Origin of the sequence: Salegentibacter echinorum (assembly GCF_900129445.1) — a bacterium.
In the GTDB taxonomy this organism is placed as follows: Bacteria; Bacteroidota; Bacteroidia; order Flavobacteriales; family Flavobacteriaceae; genus Salegentibacter; species Salegentibacter echinorum.
Genome location: NZ_FQVT01000004.1, coordinates 245,247 through 264,840, shown reverse-complemented (window position 1 = coordinate 264,840; position 19,594 = coordinate 245,247). Strand labels below are relative to the sequence as shown.

Sequence of the window (19,594 nt, the reverse complement as noted above, 5' to 3'; positions counted from 1 at the left end):
TACCAAGCGTCATCTCGAGCGCAGTCGAGAGATTAATCGTCTACAATTTCCATTTTTCGCAGCAGGAAAGAAGCATTCATATTTTGACAAACACCATCTTTAAACCTATAGTCAAAATGCAACTCATTATTTATGATTTCAGCGTCGAAATAGTGATTTTTTACCTGCTCTAATTCTGAAGTGATTTCGCATAAACTTAAATCGTGTGTGGCGATAATTCCTGTGGAATTCGATTTGACCAGTTTTCGTATAAATTTTTTGGAACCAATGGCTTTATCACTGCTATTGGTACCTTTTAAAATTTCATCGAGAATAATAAAATACCGGTCGGTTTTAATTTCATCTACAATAAACTTAAGGCGTTTTAATTCTGAAAAGAAGTAAGACTCATCGTCATTTAATGAATCGCTGGTGCGCATACTGGTTATCAATTTTATTGGGGAATACTGGCAGGCATCGGCGCAAACCGGCAAGCCAATATTACTCATTAAAATTTGCAGGGAAACAGTTCTTAAAAAGGTACTTTTCCCAGCCATATTTGCTCCGGTAATGATAAAAAATTCTTCGTCCCCAATATTAAAATCGTTCGCAACCCGTTTCCTGGGGTCCAATAATGGATGTGCGAGGTTTTTAGCTGAAATTCCATTTTTTTGCGGTTGTATTTCCGGAAATACATAGGCAGGATGGTTAAATACGAAATTTCCCAGGGAATTGTAGGCATCGGTAAATTCTATAACTTCAAACCAATTGGCTACATTTTGCCCATAAGCTGTAATCCATTTTTCCAACTTATAACTCTGCTTGAGGTCCCAAAGTAAAAAGCCATTGGCAAGCACTCCAAAGAGAAAATTATTTCTTTGGTCCAGTGAATCTATCGCCCTTGAAAATTCCCTGAAGATTTGAGATGCCTTTTTCTTTTCAGCGTGAATCCTGGCCTGGTTCTTTTTTAAAATTTCCGAAGAAAATTCTTCTCTTTCCAACAATTCCATTAAAAAATGATACTGATGGAAAGTGTCCTGTATTTTGCTTACACTTCCAGAAAGTAAATTAATTTTTTTAAGATAGATACCGGTAAAGAGTACACCTACTAAAAACCACAGTAACAGGTGAATTCCCTTAATATAATCGAAAGAATAGGCCGCGATAAAAATTACAGAAATTACCGAAAAAACCGGCGGTAACCATTTGATAAAGTTTGGTACAAATTTTCTATAATTCTTAAACCAATTCACCACTACTTTAGAAGGAGTTTCAGTTTTCACAAGACCTGCAAGCGCAGTAAATTCCTGGCGCCACTTTGGTTTTTGCGCTAGTTCTTTTATCGCTTCCTGTTTTCGCGGGATATCGTCAATACTATTTTCAGTAAAAATTGCAGCAAGTTTATTGGTACCTTCATAAAGCGCGGTTCGGTTGGCATATTGAAAAAAAGACCCTCGTCCAAATAAATCTACATCCTGACTAAAAGCGTGAAGGGGATCATCAAACTGACTCCCATCTGGCAAATCCTGATAATTGCGATGCTCCAAAATTTCTATTTCCAACTCATTAAGTCGAATGCTTTCTTTGTGTTTATCGCTTTCATCTTTTAAATCGCTATGCCGCGAAACCAGGTAAAGAAATAAAGCAATACCGCCAATTACCGCCGGCACGATGATATTCATATTTCCGAAGAAATAATATACAGCAAAGCAAATAAGCAGAAACAGCAAAAGCCTAACCAGGCTGGAAACCAAAAGTTTTTTGGAAATTTTATCTAATGCTTTCTGGTGGGCTTCTCTCTGTTTTTTATAAAATTGAAGGGGTTTATTATTCGTCAAAATCTTTAATTTCTTTTTGTTGTTTTTTAGTTAATCCACGCACCACTAAATCGTAAGAATCGTCTATCATAGTAAGGATTAATTTTGGAGCTAAACGCCCATCTAAAATAACCGTATTCCAGTGCTTTTTATTCATATGATAACCCGGCAAAATATTATCTTCGTAAGCTTCACGCAATTTTACCGCTTTCTCTGGATCACATTTTACATTTACACTAAGTGGTACTTTATCAAGACCTGTTAGTGCAAAAACTTTGCCCATAACTTTAAAAACCAGGGTATCTGGACCAAAAGGTAATTCTTCTGTAACCGCTTTCTTGCAAAGGCAATAATCCCTAAGGTTTTCAATATTCATTTTACCTGATATTTAGTCGATTTTTCCCGGTAATCCCGAAACTAATTTTCCAGTTTTTCCTGTGCTTTATCTCCTAAGGTTAACGCGGTATAATCTAAACGCCAACCAATAGTTCCTACAATTTTCTCCATAAGCAAAATCGTATCCAGTGCTTCTTTCCGCGCCTGGTCCATTAATCCGCTTTGCGGGATTTTATCTACAATATAGCTTTTGGCATCCCGGTTAATATCGGTTAAATCTGAAGTAGTAAAAGGATTGGCCCAGCCTTCCCGCTTGTCATAATACTTAAAATCGGTTTCTACGGTAAGCAGTTCGGGTTGCGGAAAATTAGTGAGAATAATAACCCGCTTTTCGTTCTCACTACTCATCTTAATTTTGCTCAAATCGAAACCTACGTGAGCTTTGGCATTCACAAGAACAATGGCTTTTTTCTTACCCAATAATAAGCTAAGGTATTTTTCTTTTAGGTTTTCGTAATGGTAAATTTCAGAGAAATCCCCTTCTACCGTAATAAATTTACAGACACTTTTTATTTTATCCATAATCACCAAGGATTGTTCATTGGTTTTAGATTTAGATTTTTCTTTGTTGAACCGGGCAAAAACAAAGTAAGCTACTACTGCTCCCACGGCCAAACCGATAAATAAAAACTCCATATTAATTTCCTATTTCTCCCAAATGAGTGAATTTAAAACCTTTTTGAGTTTTGAGCCCATAGCCCAAAATACGATCAAAAGCGGCGTGTGAGAACAAAATTACGCCTATTAATTGAAAAAGCTCATCCTTAAGATAAAATCCTGCAAACCATATTAAGACGGCTATACCCCTATGGTGACAAAGATTGTAGGTAATGGCTCCAATTCTCCTATTGAAAAGATAACCTATCATTCCGAAATCTGGTGTAAAAAACAGCACTAAAAACCACCACCAGCTAAAGCTTAATTGACTAAAAGCAAAGATCCCCAACAGTAACAAAGCAAATTCTTCTAATTCAAGCGTAAATTTCATTTTTCTATGATTTTATATAAAACTGGTTTTGATGGGGTTGCATCGTTTTCAAAAGGAGCAATTTGAAGGTTTAGAAAGTAATCCCCATCGGGAATTACATTGGGCACGTAGATCAATTCTGTGATCGTGGCATCGTGGCGAATGTTTTTTGGATAGTCCCAAAACGCTTTATGAGCTAAGAGCCTCCCGTCGTCTTTCTCTTTATCAACCGAAGGCAAATCAATCAACAAATGCTTTATACCGTTATTTCGAATATAAGTCGCAGCAGCTTCAGTCAAATAAGGCCAGTTGGTATGGGAGTAATTTCGTCCTATTTTTTCTTGTGGATTTGGAAGCGTTCTGATTATAAGTGCTTCGGAAATTCCTTTCTGAAGTTGCTTCTGAAGTATTTCTTCAGAAATCACTAAATCTTCACCTTTCTTTTGGGGTGTAACCGAGATCAATTTAGCCTGAAAAAAGAATTGTTTTAAAGCCTGGTTAATACTGAAGAATTCAGTAGAAATATGCCCCACACACTCGGTATGTGTCCCGTGGGCGTGCGGATTAAACTGAATATTATTAAAATTCACTGAAGCACCTTCGCTTACTTTCCCCACAAAATCCCCATCCCTTACTGCATTTATTTTTGGTGGCTTTAAATACCAGGCGATAGGATTTTTTTCATTCCCGCGCAAACCAATGGAAATATCAAGAGGCTCCGAAAGGTCAATATTATAGACCTTTTTATTTATTTCTAGTTGTATTTTCACAAGCTAAATGTATTAAAAACTTTACTCGATAATTGAGATTTACCTCAATACTTATCGGGAGCTTCGAGGCTTGCTCGAAGCTGTTTATTTTTTTGCGCTATTTTTAAATAAGAAAGAGAACTTAAAAACGAAAAAATACCAAAAAACCCCTTCTCTACATCTACTAACGAAAATGACATTAACCTATTCCTTTTCCTCAGACTTCCTATAATGATAGCGATAGGTAACCCCTGCTTCACCTTCTCTATCTTCCTGAAAAGTTGAATCGTCTATCGGTTCGGGAGGTTCCGGTCTTTGTTCCACAAAATTACCGTTTTCATCAAAATGCTGCATAAAGAGATCTTCTTCCTCGTTATATTCGGGCTTTTCCCATTCATATTTAGGGCTTTTTGCAATCTTAGTACGGTAGATTAAAGAAAGTGTAAAACCAGAAATCAAGCCTGAAAGGTGACCTTCCCAGGAAATTTCAGGATTAATGGGCGTTACATACCAAAGCATACCGCCATAAAGAAAAACAACAATTAGGGAAAGCGCTACCAATCTATAATGTTTGGAAAAAATACCTTTAAAAAACAAAAAAGCAGCGAGCATATAAATAATCCCGCTAGCACCAATATGATTTGCCGGCCTGCCAATTGCCCAGGTAAGGATACCGGTGAGCAATAAACCAAAGAGCAACACCTGCCAACTTATCCTTTTATAAAAATAGAAAAGCGCCATAGAAAGCACAAAAAGCGGGATAGTATTATTGAACAAATGTTTGAGATCCCCGTGAATAAATGGAGAAAAAAGAATTCCACGTAAACCTTTTATTTCCCGGGGACGCACGCCAAAATCATTAAAACTTACCCCAAAACGTACTTCAAACCAAAAGACAATCCAAATGAGCAGCACAAACAGTACTGGATAGCCCAGAACGCCGGTTGTGAATTGAAATGGTGAAGCCTTTTCCAAAGGTTTTAGTTTCTTCTAATATTACAAAAAAGAATCCATTTTAACGGGAAAGGTTAAATTGTCAGATTCAAAATGGTATTTGGTGTTTGGTATCTACTGCTAACTGCATACTGTAACTGCTAACTGCAAGCTGCGTCTGCATACTGGGTTTTGGTGTTTGATAGCTTAAACTCTAAAATTGATCAACTTCCTTTTTTGCGGACTGCTGTGCGTTTCACTAATTTTGCAGCATGAATAAACCATTAGCAGAAAGATTACGGCCGCAAACCTTAGACGATTACTTGAGTCAGCAGCACCTGGTTGGCCCAAAAGGAGCTTTAAGACAACAGCTAAAGCAAGGGATAATCCCATCAATCATCTTTTGGGGACCACCGGGAGTAGGTAAAACCACCCTGGCCAATATTATCGCCAATACATCAGATAGACCATTCTTTACTTTAAGTGCTATTAGTAGCGGCGTTAAGGATGTAAGGGAAATTATTGAAAAGGCCAAGAAAAGTGATGGTTTATTTACCACAAAAAACCCTATTCTTTTTATCGATGAAATTCACCGGTTTAGTAAATCTCAGCAAGATTCCCTGCTGGGAGCCGTAGAAAAGGGGTGGGTTACTTTAATTGGCGCCACCACAGAAAACCCCAGTTTTGAAGTGATCTCGGCTTTACTTTCACGTTGCCAGGTTTATATCCTTAAACCATTCAGCGAAGATGATCTAATAGCCTTATTGAACAGGGCGATGAAAGACGATAAAATTATTGTTGAAAAAGATGTAAAGCTGAAAGAAACGGAAGCTTTGCTTAGGTTAAGTGGTGGCGATGCGCGGAAATTACTAAATATGTTTGAACTTTTGGTGACTTCTGCAGCAGTAGGAACCGAAATAACCAACGAGCTCGTTTTTGAAAAAGTTCAGCAAAATACTGTATTATACGACAAAGATGGTGAACAGCATTACGATATCATTTCAGCATTTATCAAATCTATTCGCGGGAGCGATCCCAACGCGGCTGTTTATTGGCTCGCCAGGATGATAGAAGGCGGCGAAGATGTAAAATTTATAGCCCGCAGATTACTAATTTTAGCCAGTGAAGATATTGGCAATGCTAACCCTACTGCTCTTGTTATTGCCAATAACACCTTCCAGGCCGTAACTACGATAGGTTTTCCCGAAGCCCGGATTATTTTAAGCCAATGTGTCACTTATTTAGCGACTTCTCCAAAAAGTAACGCGGCTTATATGGCGATTAACCAGGCCCAGAGCGCTGTAAAGAAAACGGGGAATTTATCGGTACCATTACCCATTAGAAATGCACCTACCAAATTAATGAAGGATATTGGCTACGGAAAAGACTATAAATATGCTCATAATTATGAAAACAACTTTGCCGAAGCCGAGTTTTTACCCGATGAACTCAAAGGCACTGCATTTTATGTCCCGGGAAATAATCCGCGGGAAAATGCACAACGGGAATTTTTAAAAAAACGCTGGAAAACTAAATACCGGTATTAATTACCGGTTTATGGTGACTAATCCGCTATGATAATTCAACAATAAGCAGGTATTTCTTCTATGTTAAAATGATGGTTAATTACACAGAAATAACCCCATTAAAATTTAGCTGAATTATTTATTTAAAAGCTTATAAGTGATGCTTACCGGCTTATTGGTTTCATTATTTAAATACTCCACAATCAAATTCCCGGCAGAATTAAAGCGGGCAACCCCCTGCCTGGTAAGGGATTTATAAATAAAGCTGTTTTTATCGCTAGAAGATACCAAAACAGCTATTGGTTCTGTTCCATTTTTTTGAAATAACGCATAACCATTAGAATTTTTCTTTAAAGTAAACTCCTGATTATCTTTTTTGAGCATTATAATATCTGCAAGTACGGCTTCATTGTTCCCGCGTTGCTTTTCTCTAAATTCTTTACTATTCGTTGGGTTTTGCACCACAACTTCGGCCGGGGTTGCATTTTTATCTTCTTCGCCCGGCTCCTCTTCTGGTACACTACTGGAAACTTCAGCTTCTTCTACAGATGATGGTTTAGGATTATTGGCTTGTGGCGCGGCAGCTGCCACCTCTGCAGGTGTATAGTTATAATCTAAGGCAGCCACAGTTTTAAAAGCATCTCTTAGCGCCTCGTGATATGCCTTTTTATAATCTTTCTCCCTACTTCTTCCCTCGTCACTTTCAAATACCATATTTCCACGACAGTCTTCCAGTTGTACCCTTAATTTGGTAACAAACAAACCAGAATCTTCAATAACATTTGCTTTTAAACCCTTGCAAATATCATCTTGCAGATCCTGCGGTTTTTCTTCGCTTTTCATATAGGCCTCAAACCCGTATTTTTCAAAAAGAAACTGCGTTAAACTATTTAATTGATATTGGTCTTCTTCCTTGGAAAACTCATAAGTATCTGGAACGATTACATATTTATAATCATTAATATTTTGGGCAGGCATTAACCCTAATCCCATAAAAAACAATAGAATAGAAAATCCTTTCTTCATTTTATTTATTTTTTCAGCAAAATTTAAAGTAAGAAAAATATGTGAATTTATCTTTTCTCACCAAAGAAAATAAAGCCTGTGGTTTTACACTAATTTTCCCTGTTAAAAACAAATTGCATGCCCAACTGCAGGGAAGCATTATTTGCTTTGGCCAAATTAGGAAAAGCCAGAAGATTATTTACTGCAAGATAGATATTAAATTTTTTAAATGTGGTCGTGTACATTAAACCTATGTTAGTAAAGGAATAATCGTCTATGGAATAGCCTACTTTAAGGCGATGTTTTTCATTAATTTTACGATCCCAATAGGTTGTAAACCGGGTCACAAATCCTTTTGGCCGCCTTACCCCGTTTAGCTGCATCCCAATTAAGTTCATATATCGCACTTTTTTTACTGTGAGGTAATTACAGGGCAAAAATGCGGCGCCAAAACCAAATTGTATTCCAAGATTTGCTTTTACCGGTCGCCAGGTACTGTAAGATTCATTAGTAGTTTCATCCTGTAAATTTTCATTTACTTCGTCTTCAAATTCGTCCCAATAAGGCTTTGAGCCATTTTCAGGAAAAAGCGGTTCTATACCACTAGTTTTGTAAGAACCAAAATAGCGGTAATTTTCTACTTCAGATCTTTGAAAAACAGCTCCCACATCCTGTACCGATCCAGACACTATAAACTGTTCGTCAACGATATAGGAAAAACCCAGATCCAAGCCAAAACCAACATTTCCGCCAAAAAATGATCTACTCAACAACTCAGCGGTAGCTTTTTCTACTGTCATACTATCTTTTTCCTTTAATGGGGCAAATCCAGCAGTATTTACTAAAACATCAAGGTTATCTATTTCGTGCTTATAATAGTTTCTTCCGTTGGGAGTAGTTCTTGTGATAAATCTTCCAGTATTTCCCGTGCTTTCCACATTAAAAATACTGGAGTATAGTTTGGCCCTGGCACCTACGGTTAAGCGTTTATCGAATTTATGATTTATCCCCAGATGATACACCGTCATAATTTCGGCGGTAAGGGAAAGGTCGTCGAAGTAAAAATTTTCATCCAAATAATTACTATTTCCTTCATTCACTAAAATTGCCGGATCTTTTGGAAAATAGGAAAATAAATCGAGTTCCTGGTAGATCCCCATAGAGAGATAATTCTTTCTATCCAGTTTCCAGCCCAGGGAGAGCACCTCCAATTGTTGATTTACCGAGAAATAATCGGTATTGTCCATTTTTTGCATCGCCTGCCTAATACGCATATTTATATTAGACCCATCGTCCCGAAAGATATCGTGTAAAGTGACCCCGGTAGATCCAGCCGAGAGGTGTATTTGTGAAAAAAAAGGTAAGCCTATATGTCCGGTAAAATTTATTTGTGCCCCGGGATTGGTCATTAAGGTTTGGGGAAGATCATCTACATTATAAAGCAGTGGTTTATCCTGGGCAAAAGCCGATTTTATTATGACTATTGATATGAGACAGCAGACAAGTCTTATCATTTAAAATCAAACCTAAAAAGACCTCGCGAGGCAAAATCTAATTCCCCTTCAAATGTGCTTCCATTTGGTTGCACCTCTAATTCTACCACCATTTTAATCGACCTGCGTACCAACTGAATACTATCATTTTCAATTAACTTTGTTCTTTCTATAGTTTTAGGATTATTATGTGCTCCTGCAGATATTGTGTAGTTTTTAGAAAACTGCTCCTGATTTCTTTCTGAAAGAAACCTTATCTTACTTTCTATCTCCCTGGGAAATGTATTTTTATGCTTAAAGAAAAGCTCCACAGAAGTAAGGTCTTTTTGGATGTAATCATCGTCCAGAAATTCCAGTCGCACTGTGTCGCTAATAACGGTTTTTAAAGCACCGGTAAGGGAATCTTTAAAATCATTTTCGTCAAGCTGATAAATTACAAGATCAACATCTGCCGCGGGGCTTAACACAATGTCATCTTTTTGATTAATATCAACATCTTTCACGCAGGCCAAAAAAGTCGTGGCAAGTATCGCCAGCAAACTAAGCTTTTTAAAGGCCAGGAGATAAGATTTCATTAGTTGATTAAATTGAGTTTTCAATCAACAAAATTAACAAAATTTTATAGCTACAAATAGGTCTTTAGTTCATTTAACGTTTTTATTTGTATTACGTCGATTTTTTCACGATTAGCGTAATAGTCGAAAAAGATAGATTTTATACCACAGGTCTTGGCACCGGTACAATCGGCTTCGTAATTATCGCCAATCATAAGACTGTTCTCTGGCCGGGCTGCCGATTTATTTAAAGCAGTTTCAAAAATTTTAGGATGAGGTTTCTTTACCCCCGCTTCTTCTGAAGTTGTTACTGTTGAAAAATAATCACTAATGCCGGCATTTTTAAGTTTTTTATGCTGAACCTCTTCAAAGCCATTGGTAATAATATGTAACTGATAAGTTTTATTTAAGTAGTCAAGGATATCTTTTCCTCCATCAAGCAAGTGATTATTTGCCGGGAGCAAATCTACATAATCTACCGCCAGTTCATCAATTAGATCATCGGTTACTGTATATTTTAAGCTATCAAAACTATCCTTTAACCTCCCGTAGCGCAAAGCTTTTTTAGTCACTTCATCTTTTCTATACCGCTCCCAATATTCAAAATTTATAGGCTGATAAACCTTGAGAAAATCTGCTAGATTCAAGTCTATTTTCCTGTTACTAAAAATGTTTTGAAATGCCAGCGCCGAATTTTTATCGAAATCCCAAAGCGTATGATCGAGATCGAAAAAGACGTGAGAGATGTTTTTAATTTTCATTGTTATACTTTTTTAAGTAGAAATTATTATTTGTGCTAAGACCTACGGATATCACTACCTATAAAGGGCTAAAAAACTTGAAGATGATTATCCTCTTTTTAAGTAGTGGTATTTTAGCCTCATAGGAGAGCCATAGATTATGAACCGGGAAGTTACTTCTTATAAACCTTTTTTAAAAGGGAGAAATATTGATTATAGTCGGCATATTCAGAGAAATCTTCATTTTTAAAAACCGCTTTAAAACTTCCATCCACGGCTTTTACCTGCTTAATTAATTTAGAAAGGACTTTAGCGGTTTCTTTTGCTTCTTTTCTTTCAGCAAAACTGGAATCGAACATGTAGGGATAAACAGTTAAAGGCAAAGTAGATTCAGTATTTATATCGTAAAATAAAAAAGGTCTGCAGGTGCCGGCTCTAAAGCCGGGAGCATCTGGATAACCCATGGAATAGTCTTTGGAAATTTCCAGTTCAGTCAAAAAGTTATAGAATTCGGGAATATTTAAATTGTGGTTAAGGTTCATGACGCGCTCTAAAGGCATATGAACAATATTTTCCATTCGCAACTTCTCTTTTCGAAGTGTTTTTTTACTTTCAAAAGCATAGTGCCCGGGAATAAGTCCTACTTCAGAATAATCTCCCACGTACTTAATCACCGATCTATAGGGACTGCGATTGTAATTTATATTGCGGTCGTGAACCGAAAAATCACTTAATTGAAACATAAATACCAGGGGCACTTTTTGTTTCTTGTGAAAGTTGATAAGCGCTTCAAAGGTATTGTAAGGATCTTTTTTTAGCCGAAGTAAAACCTGAATCCTATGTGCTACTTTTTGAAACTGCAATTTCACAAAATCCCGTTGTAACCCCATAAGGCTCCTTATAAAACCTTTATTTTGAAAACTAAACACATGATCTACCGCAATAACCGCCCTGGTATCGTATTTGCGTTTTTTAAGTTTTAGGTTCGGAAAACGATCTTCAACAAGTTCTTTAAACTTATATGCCCAAATATCTACTACCGGTGCTCTCAAAAAATCTTCCTGAAAACCCACACTTTCTGAAGCAGGGAATCGTCCCTGTTCATCCTTTACGTGGGGAAGGTATTCCTCATACCTACTCAATAAGAAAAACGAGGCCGCAAAAATATCGAAAGGTAGTGCACTTTTTTCTGAAACAGGAAAGAAACAAAAGCTGTCGCCCCAAGGTTGTACTTTTATCTCAACTTCGCTAACTCCCTGCGCTAATAACAGGTCTATTTTTTCGATAAACAGTTCATTTCCCAGCGCTTGTTTTCCGTAGGAAAGCTTTACACCTTCATGGGCTATAAATTCTTCAATTTTTGTGGTGAACTTTATTGGGATTCCCAAAATATTAGTGCAAATATGTTTAAAAACATATACTATTCGCGGAGTGATTTTTTGGGTATAAATAAGTAGCATCTGGAAATTTTAGAGTACGCCTTCATCTGCGAAGCTAAAGTATGATTTTTCGGTTACAATAAGATGATCCAGCACTTTAATATCTAAACTTTGAGCTCCTGTCTTAAGCTTTTGTGTTAGTTTTTTATCGGCTTCGCTGGGCTTTAAGGTGCCAGATGGATGGTTATGGGCTAAAATTATGGCTGTTGCACCAACTTCCAGCGCTTTTTTGAGCGTAATTCTAACATCTACCAGAGTACCAGTAATGCCGCCTTTGCTTAACTGCATTTGCACAATTACCTTATTAGAATTATTGAGGTAGATTATCCAAAATTCTTCGTGAGCCAATTCACCAATTACGGGTTGCATAAGTTCAAAAACCGAAGCACTGGAAGTTATTTTTTTCCTCTCCAGGGCCTCTTCGGTGCGCCTGCGACGCCCCAATTCCAAAGCAGCAACAATGCTCACCGCTTTAGCGGGGCCAATTCCTTTAAATTCACAAAGTTTTTTTATGGAAAGTTTCCCCAAGGCACCAAGTTGATTTCCTGTAGAAGCTAAAAGACGCCGGCTTAATTGCACTGCAGATTCATTGCGACTTCCAGAACCAATTAAAATGGCAATAAGCTCTGCATCACTTAAACTTAATTTTCCTTTCTGAAGAAGTTTTTCCCTGGGTCGATCTGTCTCTGCCCAGGATTTAATTCCAAAATTATGCTGTTTCTCCTCCCCCATTGTATAAAGATAAAAAAATGTCTCTTTACTTTTACAGGATATTCAGAATTTAAAATCCTAAGTAACGCTTTAGATGTTCTATTCCAAAACTAACTTAATTTTGCAATTTACCTCTGCAAAATTTAAGGCTCAAATTCTATGATAGCTTCGTAAAAATCATCTTCATCTATCCCCATATGTTGGCATATCCACTTTGCACCAGCCAAACTGGAAAGCTGTTTTTTCTGAAAATTTTCAAGCGGCATATCCCCTTCGGGGGTTTCGAGGTAAATTTCGTTGTCCACAATTTGATAAGCCGGGGTAGCGTAAGGATGTTTTCTAATTTGATTCTCTGTCGCTTCTGCTAGTTTTACCAGCGTTTCATCTTCTTCGTTATAAACCAGTATTCCTCCTTTTACAATGGAAGCTATAAATTCCTGAAATTTTGCTATATATTTTTCTTCAGAAGGAAAACCTTTTTGATTATTCCATTTAATCTCACTTAATAACGCGATGTTTGGCTGATAAACTTGAAATGCGGGAGTGTCATTTCCTGTACCCTGTAAAAACTCATCGCCTTCAATTAAAATAAAATCATTGTGGGCACTAAGGTTTAAACTCTCTTCTTCTGAATTTAAGGGTTTATTGATTAAGAAATCAATATCTTTCTGGTGATATTGCATCACGTGTAAAATCACGGCAGCCACGTCACTCTTTGTTTGCGAACCGCCTATTACCACCCGGGTTTTATCTTTGCAAAATTCAAATAAAAATTCTGGATAGGTGAAAAACTTCACCTCTAAATCTTTGGTTCTTTCTAATTCGGGATTATTTTCCTGAACCTCTGTTCCTATAATTACTGCATCAAAATCATTTTTAATTTTATCTGGATCCCAGCCTTTTTCTTCCGGCAAAAGACTATATTTTTTAAGTTTTGTTAGCGCTGGTTCTTCAATTACCTGGTCACTACCACTAATCTTGTACCCAAAATTTTTCAAAATCACTGCCAGATCACACAAAATTGGTTCTCCAACACCTATAAAATGAATTTTCATTCCTTACTTAGTTTATCGAGCCTTTTAAATAAGCGTTGGCTCTATTCTTTAGGAATACAAATATAAATAAGGCCTGTAGAAATAAGCATTTACATCTCTAATATTTTAAGTTTAAGTTTTTCGGCTTCCGGGAAACCAAATTTCACACTCAGGGCCTTATTAATATTATACAATGCCTCTTTCTTGTCATTTTCTTTCGCTTCAATTTTAGCGATATGAAAATAGGCCCATGCCGGGGATTTTAAATCTTTATAACTGTAATTTTTAATATAGCTGTTAAGAAAATCGACGGCCAATTTAGGCTTAAGGTTTAAGTTGGCTGCCTGCTCCCCCAATTCATAAAAAAGATAATTTCTCACTAACAGCTCCCTATTTTGGGCAGCGGCATTTAAGGCTTTTGCAACAGCCTTACGTTTTAACTCCTCATTTTCTTCATAATTATGTATGTAAGCTTCGGCAAGATGCGCATCTACTGCGTTTAAATTGTGTAATTCTAAAGCATATTGCTGCGCAACCTCTTTACTTCCTCCTACAATAGCAGGCAACTCCATATATAATTCAACCAGGGCACGTCTCACCTCGGCGTGATTAGCATCTAAACTAGCAGCCTGGTTTAAATACTTTTTTACATCACCAATCATAAGCGCCGCCGAAAACTTAGAAACTTCCATAGCCTTCATCCCCATGGCACCACCTAATTTAAAATTATAATTAGCCGATTCTGGTCTTGTTTTTAATAATTTCCTATAATGTTTTATAGCTTTATCCCATTTTTTTTCAAAAACAGCAATATCACCAAGATACTCTATCGCCTCAGGGTTTTTAAGATGATTTTGAAGCTCACTTTTAGCTTTTTTAAGTTCATTATTTTTAAGGTATTCCTCTACCCCTCCCAGGCTCTGACTCTGGACAAAAGACACGATAAACAAGTTTAAAAACACGAAAAACAGTTTTTGCTGCCACATACTATTAATTTTTTCTTAATTTTATAAAAATTCCTACTGCATCAAATGCTAATATTTTTAACATAATATCATAAACTGCGCTATGAATGGTTAAAGTTCGCAAACTGAGCTTTAATTTAACGCGTAATGTTAAAAATTATTTTGATATTTGCGCTGCTAATTTTAAATCTAATATTGAATTTTAACACCTAGCCTATGCAAAATTTTACTTTTGGTAGAAAGGGAACGAACTGGTTCCTTTTCACCTTTTTATTGTTAATTGGAACTCTGCCTTCATTTGGGCAGAATGACTGCCCCGAAGTAGGAGATTTTCCCACTTCCCAAACCTTTTGTTTTACACAAACGGTAAGTGAATTAGATACTAACGGTTATCCGGTTTACCAAACGGATAAGAACCAAGATGACACCCAAGCCCTTCCGGATGATGAACTCCTTGTAGATGGCGTGACTTATTATGTAGGAGGAGATTCTGGTACCTGCACCCGTTTACCTGTTACTGTAACCGTGAATAGTGCGACAAGACCTTCTAATGATGTTACCGGCAGTATAACTACAGGATTTGAAATATCCTCTTGTACCCCGGCAGATTTTGATAATGTTGCACTTGCTGACTTATTTAATCCAATATCTGGATATACCATTGAAGTTTACGACTCTGAGTTTGGCACTACTCCATTTACCGGAACGCTTCAACCTGGAGGGAGTTATTTTGTAGCTCAGGTACCAAACACTCAAGATGCCCAGAATAATGTATGCCCATCTAAAAGGGTTGCTGTTGGTTTTAATCCCAATCAAATTGGGGCGCCAGACACCGAAAATGCCCAAATTTTCTGTGCAGATGCTACCATAGCCGATTTACAAGTCGAAGGAACGTACAACAACACTCAAGATATTAGATGGTACCGTTCTCAAAATGGAAATTCCCCATTAGCAGAAGATACCGAGTTAATTAACGGAGCAACGTACTATGTTGGCCAGGTAGTTAACGAAAGAGGAAGCCCAATGCCTCCTTGTGAAACCCCTGCAGAAGATAGAGCTCCAGTAACGGTATCTTTAGAAGATTTTGATGCAGGGAACGATGTTAATGAAACACTTTGCCAGTCAGAAATACAAACAAGACTTGATGCCGGGGAAACTCCAACTGCAATTTTTTCAAGCTATATTGAGGTAGAAGAAGAAATAGCTGGAATAACTTTTAGCCCCTCCATTTCCAGCCTCGTGTCAGATTATAACAGTAATCCTTTTCAAACCTTTACAACCAACGCGACAGTAACTACTGAAGCAGGTTGTGAGGATACCGTGCAAATTACTTTAGAAATAGTTGAAGAATTTGAAGCTGGAGATGACAATACAACCACGGTTTGCCGATCAGATTTACCTGAAAGTCCGACTGAAACACAAGTTGAGGGCTTCTTTAGAGGACTTTTAGGTTCTGATGCTGATACCAATGGTACTTTCGATAATGAATCTATTGCAAATATTACAACAAGTTTTAATAATGGAGACGGAACTGGCACTTATTCTACTACTTATACAGTAGGAGAAGGTACATCATGTGAAGATACCGCGCAACTTTCTGTAACTGTTACAGGAGCGGCAGATGCCGGAAATGATGTTGAGGGTTCTCTTTGTCTTAGTGAAGTTGAAGAAATCGCCAATGATTTTAATCCTCAAAATCCAGATGCTACATTAACAGATTTATTTGAAAGGTTTAATTGGACTGGTGATCTTAATGGAACATTTGCGCCAAGCCCCACTGCTTTAGGTTTGGAATTGTTAGCATATTATAACAATGATGACCGAGCTCCTTCTTTAACTTTAGAAGGGACTTATACCGTAGGTGAAGCTGAAAGCGAATGCGGTATTGATTCTGCAGAATTTAGTATTACTATTACAGATGATAAAGAAGCAATTGCAAGTGCAAACAACCAAACAATTGATGTTTGTACCAGCGATGCAAGCTTTAACCTGTTTGACGCCTTAAGTGAGAATACGACCCTGGGAGGAAGCTTTACTTTAAACGGGGAAGCATTCGAAGGAAGTTCCTTTGATGCATCTAGCTTAGAAGAAGGTGATTATAACTTCACTTACTCTGTAAATGGTGATGAACTCGAGTGTATAGAAGGCGAGGCTGAAGCTGATTTCACCATTAATGTGACTTCAGATTTTGACCTGGAAGGATCTATAACAAGCACTCTTTGTCGAGCAGATCTTAATGACCAGTACTCTGAAACTGTAGTGAAAAATTACTTCCTGGGACTATTGAGCGGGGAAGTAAGCAGAAATGGAAGCTTTGACGATGATTCAATAGCTGAAATGACTGCCCGTTATAATAATGGAGATGGTCTGGGAACCTATACCACTACCTACACCGTAGGCGAAGGAACTTCTTGTGAAGCTTCTGTAGAAATTTCTGTAACCGTACAGCCAAGTGGCGATGCAAATGCAGGAGATATTGCAGACCAGGTAATTTGTGCTTCTGAAGAAATGATAAACCTTTCTCAGTACTTACAAGATACAGACGCTCAAGAAGGCGGGGTATTCTCTGGGGACGGAGTAAATGAAAATGGAGAATTTGATGCTTCCATGGAGACAGGAATTTATACTGTTACCTACACCGTAGATGATAGCGTTTCCTGTGTAATTGAAGGCACTTCAGATTCAACCAACTTTGATATCCGGATAATCGAAGGAGGACAGGCAATTGCAAGTGCAAACAACCAAACAATTGATGTTTGTACCAGCGATGCAAGCTTTGACCTGTTTGATGCTTTAAGTGATGATACGACCCCGGGAGGAAGCTTTACTTTAAACGGAGAAGCATTCGAAGGAAGTTCCTTTGATGCATCTAACTTAGAAGAAGGTGATTATAACTTCACTTACTCTGTAAACGGTGATGAACTTGAGTGTATAGAAGGTGAGGCTGAAGCTGATTTCACCCTTAATGTAGTTTCAGATTTTAACCTGGAAGGACCTATAACAAGTACACTTTGCCGGGCAGATCTTAATGACCAGTATTCTGAAACTGTAGTGAAAAATTACTTCCTGGGACTATTGAGCGGGGAAGTAAGCAGAAATGGAAGCTTTGACGATGATTCAATAGCTGAAATGACTGCCCGTTATAATAATGGAGATGGTCTGGGAACCTATACCACTACCTACACCGTAGGCGAAGGAACTTCTTGTGAAGCTTCTGTAGAAATTTCTGTAACCGTACAGCCAAGTGGCGATGCAAATGCAGGAGATATTGCAGACCAGGTAATTTGTGCCAGCGAAGGAATGATCAATTTAAATGATTACCTTTTAAGTACAGACGCTCAAATGGGCGGAACTTTCTCTGGAGACGGAGTTGAGGACAATATGTTTAACGCTTCAATGGGTGAAGGCAATTATACCATCACTTATACAGTTGACGATAGCGCTCCTTGTGTAACACCAGGAACTTCAGACTCGACAAGTTTTGATATCGAAGTGATTGAAGACGGTGAAGCAGTTGCTGAAGCTAATAATCAAGCAATTAATGTTTGTACCAGCGAAACAACTTATGACCTGTTCAATGCATTGTCGGACAATACAACCCCGGGAGGATCATTTACCTTAAATGGTGAAGCCTTTGAAGGAAGTTCTTTTGATGCAAGCAATATGGAAGAAGGTAATTATGACTTTACTTATTCTATAAGTGGAGAAGAGTTAGTTTGTGTTGAAGGGGAGGCTACGGCTGATTTCACTATCAACGTAACTTCAGAAAACTTCGATGCAGGAGATGATGCAAGTGTAACAGAATGTGCTGCTACCTTAGACCCCAATCCAAGCCTGGAAACGGCAAGAGGTTATTATATTAACTTACTATCAAGTGGGGTTCCAACTAATGGAACTTTTGAACCAAGTATTGAAATAATTCGTGCAGCGTATTTAGAAAATCAGGTTGGAACATTTACAACTACTTATACTTTAGGTAGCGGTTCTTGTTCAGATTCAGTAGAACTAACCGTAAATGTTATTGATGCAATTGATGCAAACGCGGGGGAGATTGAAGACCAAACCTTGTGCTCAAGTGATGCCGATTTGAATCTTTATAGCTTATTGTCAGATGATGCTAATACCAATGGTACTTTCGAAGGTTATACTAATGGTATTTTTAGTCCGTCTGAAATTGGAGCAGGAACGTATGAAGTAACTTATTCAGTTACCGAAGATGCTCCTTGTGTTACAGGTGAGGCAAGTACTACATTCACAATAGACGTGATTCAAGGTGCTAATGCCGGGGATGATATGGAGGTTGCTTTGTGTGACAATGAGGAAGCACAAGACCTTTATAATTACATCTCTGCAGATGCAGATATGGATGGTACATTTACCGATCTTGCAGATGGAATCTTTAACCCTGCAGATTACGATGCTGGTTCTTATGAGTTCATTTATACAGTAACCTCAGATGATGACCAATGTGGTGGTGATGATACCGCTACCATAACGGTAAACTTAGGAGTAGCCCCTGCAGCACCTGTTGCAGCAGAAACCAGAGCTTTCTGTACTATAGATGTTCCAACAGTAGCATTGCTTAGTGCAGAGGGTACCAATTTAACCTGGTATGCCGATGCTGAGTTAACCACTATGCTTAGCGATGAAGATGTATTGGAGAGCGGTGATTATTATGTAACTCAAACTTCAGACGAAGGATGTGAGTCCAATGCAGCAATGACTACGGTTAATGTTGTAGATTCTCCTGCACCAACCATTAATTCAGATTACGAACTATGTGAGTTTGATGATCCTACAATTGCAGATCTTACTGCCGAAATTAATGAAAGCGGTGAAGTAACCTGGTATGCTGCTGCCGATGCTACAACACCATTGAGCAACAATGAGATGTTAAGCGATGGTACCACATACTATGCTACTCTTATTTCAGAAAACGGTTGTGAGAGTTCAGAAAGATTAGCTGTTACAGTTACTCTAGAAGACTGTGAGTTACTATTCCCAGAGGCAATTACACCAAACGGAGATGGCAGGAACGACACATTTGTAGTTGAAAAAATTGAAGGGGAATATCCTAATTTCAACATCACAATCTTTAACAGATGGGGTAATGCTGTTTATAAAGGCAATGCTTCAACTCCAGAATGGGATGGAACTTCAAACCAATCGGGTAACCTCGGTGACGATGTACTACCTGTAGGTGTATATTTCTATGTAGTGGACTTCAATGACGGAAGCACTAAGCCACGTCAGGGAAGAGTTTACTTAAGCAGATAATATAAAAGG

The 19,594-nt window shown here is 37.9% G+C and carries 16 protein-coding genes; 2 read left to right on the top strand and 14 right to left on the bottom strand.

The window, feature by feature from the left end:
* Positions 1-32: 32 nt before the first annotated feature.
* The 6 genes from BUA71_RS09000 to BUA71_RS08975 form a co-directional block, all read right to left on the bottom strand.
* On the bottom strand, positions 33-1,817 hold the full coding sequence (locus BUA71_RS09000) for a MutS-related protein (protein WP_072878861.1): 1,785 nt from the start codon (positions 1,815-1,817) through the stop codon (positions 33-35).
* On the bottom strand, positions 1,807-2,172 hold the full coding sequence (locus BUA71_RS08995) for an MmcQ/YjbR family DNA-binding protein (RefSeq protein WP_072878859.1): 366 nt from the start codon (positions 2,170-2,172) through the stop codon (positions 1,807-1,809). Before BUA71_RS08995 ends, BUA71_RS09000 begins: the two co-directional genes overlap by 11 nt.
* A gap of 41 nt (positions 2,173-2,213) precedes the next feature.
* Positions 2,214-2,828: a DUF4230 domain-containing protein gene (locus BUA71_RS08990; RefSeq protein WP_072878857.1), complete on the bottom strand. Its 615-nt coding sequence runs from the start codon at positions 2,826-2,828 to the stop codon at positions 2,214-2,216.
* 1 nt (position 2,829) lies between these two features.
* Positions 2,830-3,180, bottom strand: a complete 351-nt coding sequence (locus BUA71_RS08985; protein WP_072878855.1) for a DUF4260 domain-containing protein — start codon at positions 3,178-3,180, stop codon at positions 2,830-2,832.
* A complete protein-coding gene (locus tag BUA71_RS08980) occupies positions 3,177-3,929 on the bottom strand; it encodes a cyclase family protein (RefSeq protein WP_072878853.1) in 753 nt (250 codons plus the stop codon). The genes BUA71_RS08985 and BUA71_RS08980 overlap by 4 nt, the downstream gene beginning before the upstream one ends.
* Before the next feature lie 183 nt (positions 3,930-4,112).
* Complete coding sequence (locus tag BUA71_RS08975; RefSeq protein ID WP_072878851.1) at positions 4,113-4,883, bottom strand: rhomboid family intramembrane serine protease; 771 nt, start codon at positions 4,881-4,883, stop codon at positions 4,113-4,115.
* 230 nt (positions 4,884-5,113) lie between these two features.
* On the opposite strand from BUA71_RS08975, the gene BUA71_RS08970 reads away from it, so the two are divergent.
* Positions 5,114-6,388, top strand: a complete 1,275-nt coding sequence (locus BUA71_RS08970; protein ID WP_072878838.1) for a replication-associated recombination protein A — start codon at positions 5,114-5,116, stop codon at positions 6,386-6,388.
* A gap of 114 nt (positions 6,389-6,502) precedes the next feature.
* Here BUA71_RS08970 and BUA71_RS08965 read toward each other — a convergent pair whose 3' ends face one another.
* From BUA71_RS08965 to BUA71_RS08930, 8 genes are all read right to left on the bottom strand, one after another.
* Positions 6,503-7,393, bottom strand: a complete 891-nt coding sequence (locus tag BUA71_RS08965; RefSeq protein ID WP_072878836.1) for a hypothetical protein — start codon at positions 7,391-7,393, stop codon at positions 6,503-6,505.
* A gap of 89 nt (positions 7,394-7,482) precedes the next feature.
* Positions 7,483-8,886, bottom strand: coding sequence for a DUF5723 family protein (locus tag BUA71_RS08960; protein WP_072878834.1), 1,404 nt, complete (start codon positions 8,884-8,886; stop codon positions 7,483-7,485).
* Positions 8,883-9,440 carry a hypothetical protein gene (locus BUA71_RS08955; protein WP_072878832.1) on the bottom strand — a complete coding sequence of 186 codons (558 nt, stop codon included), beginning with the start codon at positions 9,438-9,440 and terminating at the stop codon, positions 8,883-8,885. The genes BUA71_RS08960 and BUA71_RS08955 overlap by 4 nt, the downstream gene beginning before the upstream one ends.
* Positions 9,441-9,490: 50 nt before the next feature.
* Positions 9,491-10,180, bottom strand: coding sequence for a YjjG family noncanonical pyrimidine nucleotidase (locus tag BUA71_RS08950; protein WP_072878830.1), 690 nt, complete (start codon positions 10,178-10,180; stop codon positions 9,491-9,493).
* Between the two features lie 152 nt (positions 10,181-10,332).
* The gene (locus tag BUA71_RS08945; RefSeq protein ID WP_072878828.1) at positions 10,333-11,619 is read right to left on the bottom strand and encodes a polysaccharide deacetylase family protein; all 1,287 of its coding nucleotides are present in this window, start codon (positions 11,617-11,619) and stop codon (positions 10,333-10,335) included.
* 9 nt (positions 11,620-11,628) lie between these two features.
* Positions 11,629-12,330, bottom strand: a complete 702-nt coding sequence (gene radC, locus BUA71_RS08940) for a RadC family protein (RefSeq protein WP_072878826.1) — start codon at positions 12,328-12,330, stop codon at positions 11,629-11,631.
* Between the two features lie 122 nt (positions 12,331-12,452).
* Positions 12,453-13,364, bottom strand: a complete 912-nt coding sequence (locus BUA71_RS08935) for a Mur ligase domain-containing protein (protein ID WP_072878824.1) — start codon at positions 13,362-13,364, stop codon at positions 12,453-12,455.
* Positions 13,365-13,453: 89 nt separating this feature from the next.
* Positions 13,454-14,329: a tetratricopeptide repeat protein gene (locus BUA71_RS08930; protein ID WP_083572064.1), complete on the bottom strand. Its 876-nt coding sequence runs from the start codon at positions 14,327-14,329 to the stop codon at positions 13,454-13,456.
* A 195-nt stretch (positions 14,330-14,524) separates the two neighbouring features.
* On the opposite strand from BUA71_RS08930, the gene BUA71_RS08925 reads away from it, so the two are divergent.
* A complete protein-coding gene (locus BUA71_RS08925) occupies positions 14,525-19,585 on the top strand; it encodes a T9SS type B sorting domain-containing protein (RefSeq protein WP_072878822.1) in 5,061 nt (1,686 codons plus the stop codon).
* Positions 19,586-19,594: the final 9 nt, after the last annotated feature.

Bases quoted from the DNA above. Each gene is read 5' to 3' on its own strand.
- BUA71_RS08995 (WP_072878859.1), bottom strand. From the start codon at position 2,172: ATGAATATTGAAAACCTTAGGGATTATTGCCTTTGCAAGAAAGCGGTT.
- BUA71_RS08990 (WP_072878857.1), bottom strand. From the start codon at position 2,828: ATGGAGTTTTTATTTATCGGTTTGGCCGTGGGAGCAGTAGTAGCTTAC.
- BUA71_RS08985 (WP_072878855.1), bottom strand. From the start codon at position 3,180: ATGAAATTTACGCTTGAATTAGAAGAATTTGCTTTGTTACTGTTGGGG.
- BUA71_RS08970 (WP_072878838.1), top strand. From the start codon at position 5,114: ATGAATAAACCATTAGCAGAAAGATTACGGCCGCAAACCTTAGACGAT.
- BUA71_RS08965 (WP_072878836.1), bottom strand. From the start codon at position 7,393: ATGAAGAAAGGATTTTCTATTCTATTGTTTTTTATGGGATTAGGGTTA.
- BUA71_RS08960 (WP_072878834.1), bottom strand. From the start codon at position 8,886: ATGATAAGACTTGTCTGCTGTCTCATATCAATAGTCATAATAAAATCG.
- BUA71_RS08955 (WP_072878832.1), bottom strand. From the start codon at position 9,440: ATGAAATCTTATCTCCTGGCCTTTAAAAAGCTTAGTTTGCTGGCGATA.
- BUA71_RS08950 (WP_072878830.1), bottom strand. From the start codon at position 10,180: ATGAAAATTAAAAACATCTCTCACGTCTTTTTCGATCTCGATCATACG.
- BUA71_RS08945 (WP_072878828.1), bottom strand. From the start codon at position 11,619: ATGCTACTTATTTATACCCAAAAAATCACTCCGCGAATAGTATATGTT.
- radC (WP_072878826.1), bottom strand. From the start codon at position 12,330: ATGGGGGAGGAGAAACAGCATAATTTTGGAATTAAATCCTGGGCAGAG.
- BUA71_RS08935 (WP_072878824.1), bottom strand. From the start codon at position 13,364: ATGAAAATTCATTTTATAGGTGTTGGAGAACCAATTTTGTGTGATCTG.
- BUA71_RS08930 (WP_083572064.1), bottom strand. From the start codon at position 14,329: ATGTGGCAGCAAAAACTGTTTTTCGTGTTTTTAAACTTGTTTATCGTG.
- BUA71_RS08925 (WP_072878822.1), top strand. From the start codon at position 14,525: ATGCAAAATTTTACTTTTGGTAGAAAGGGAACGAACTGGTTCCTTTTC.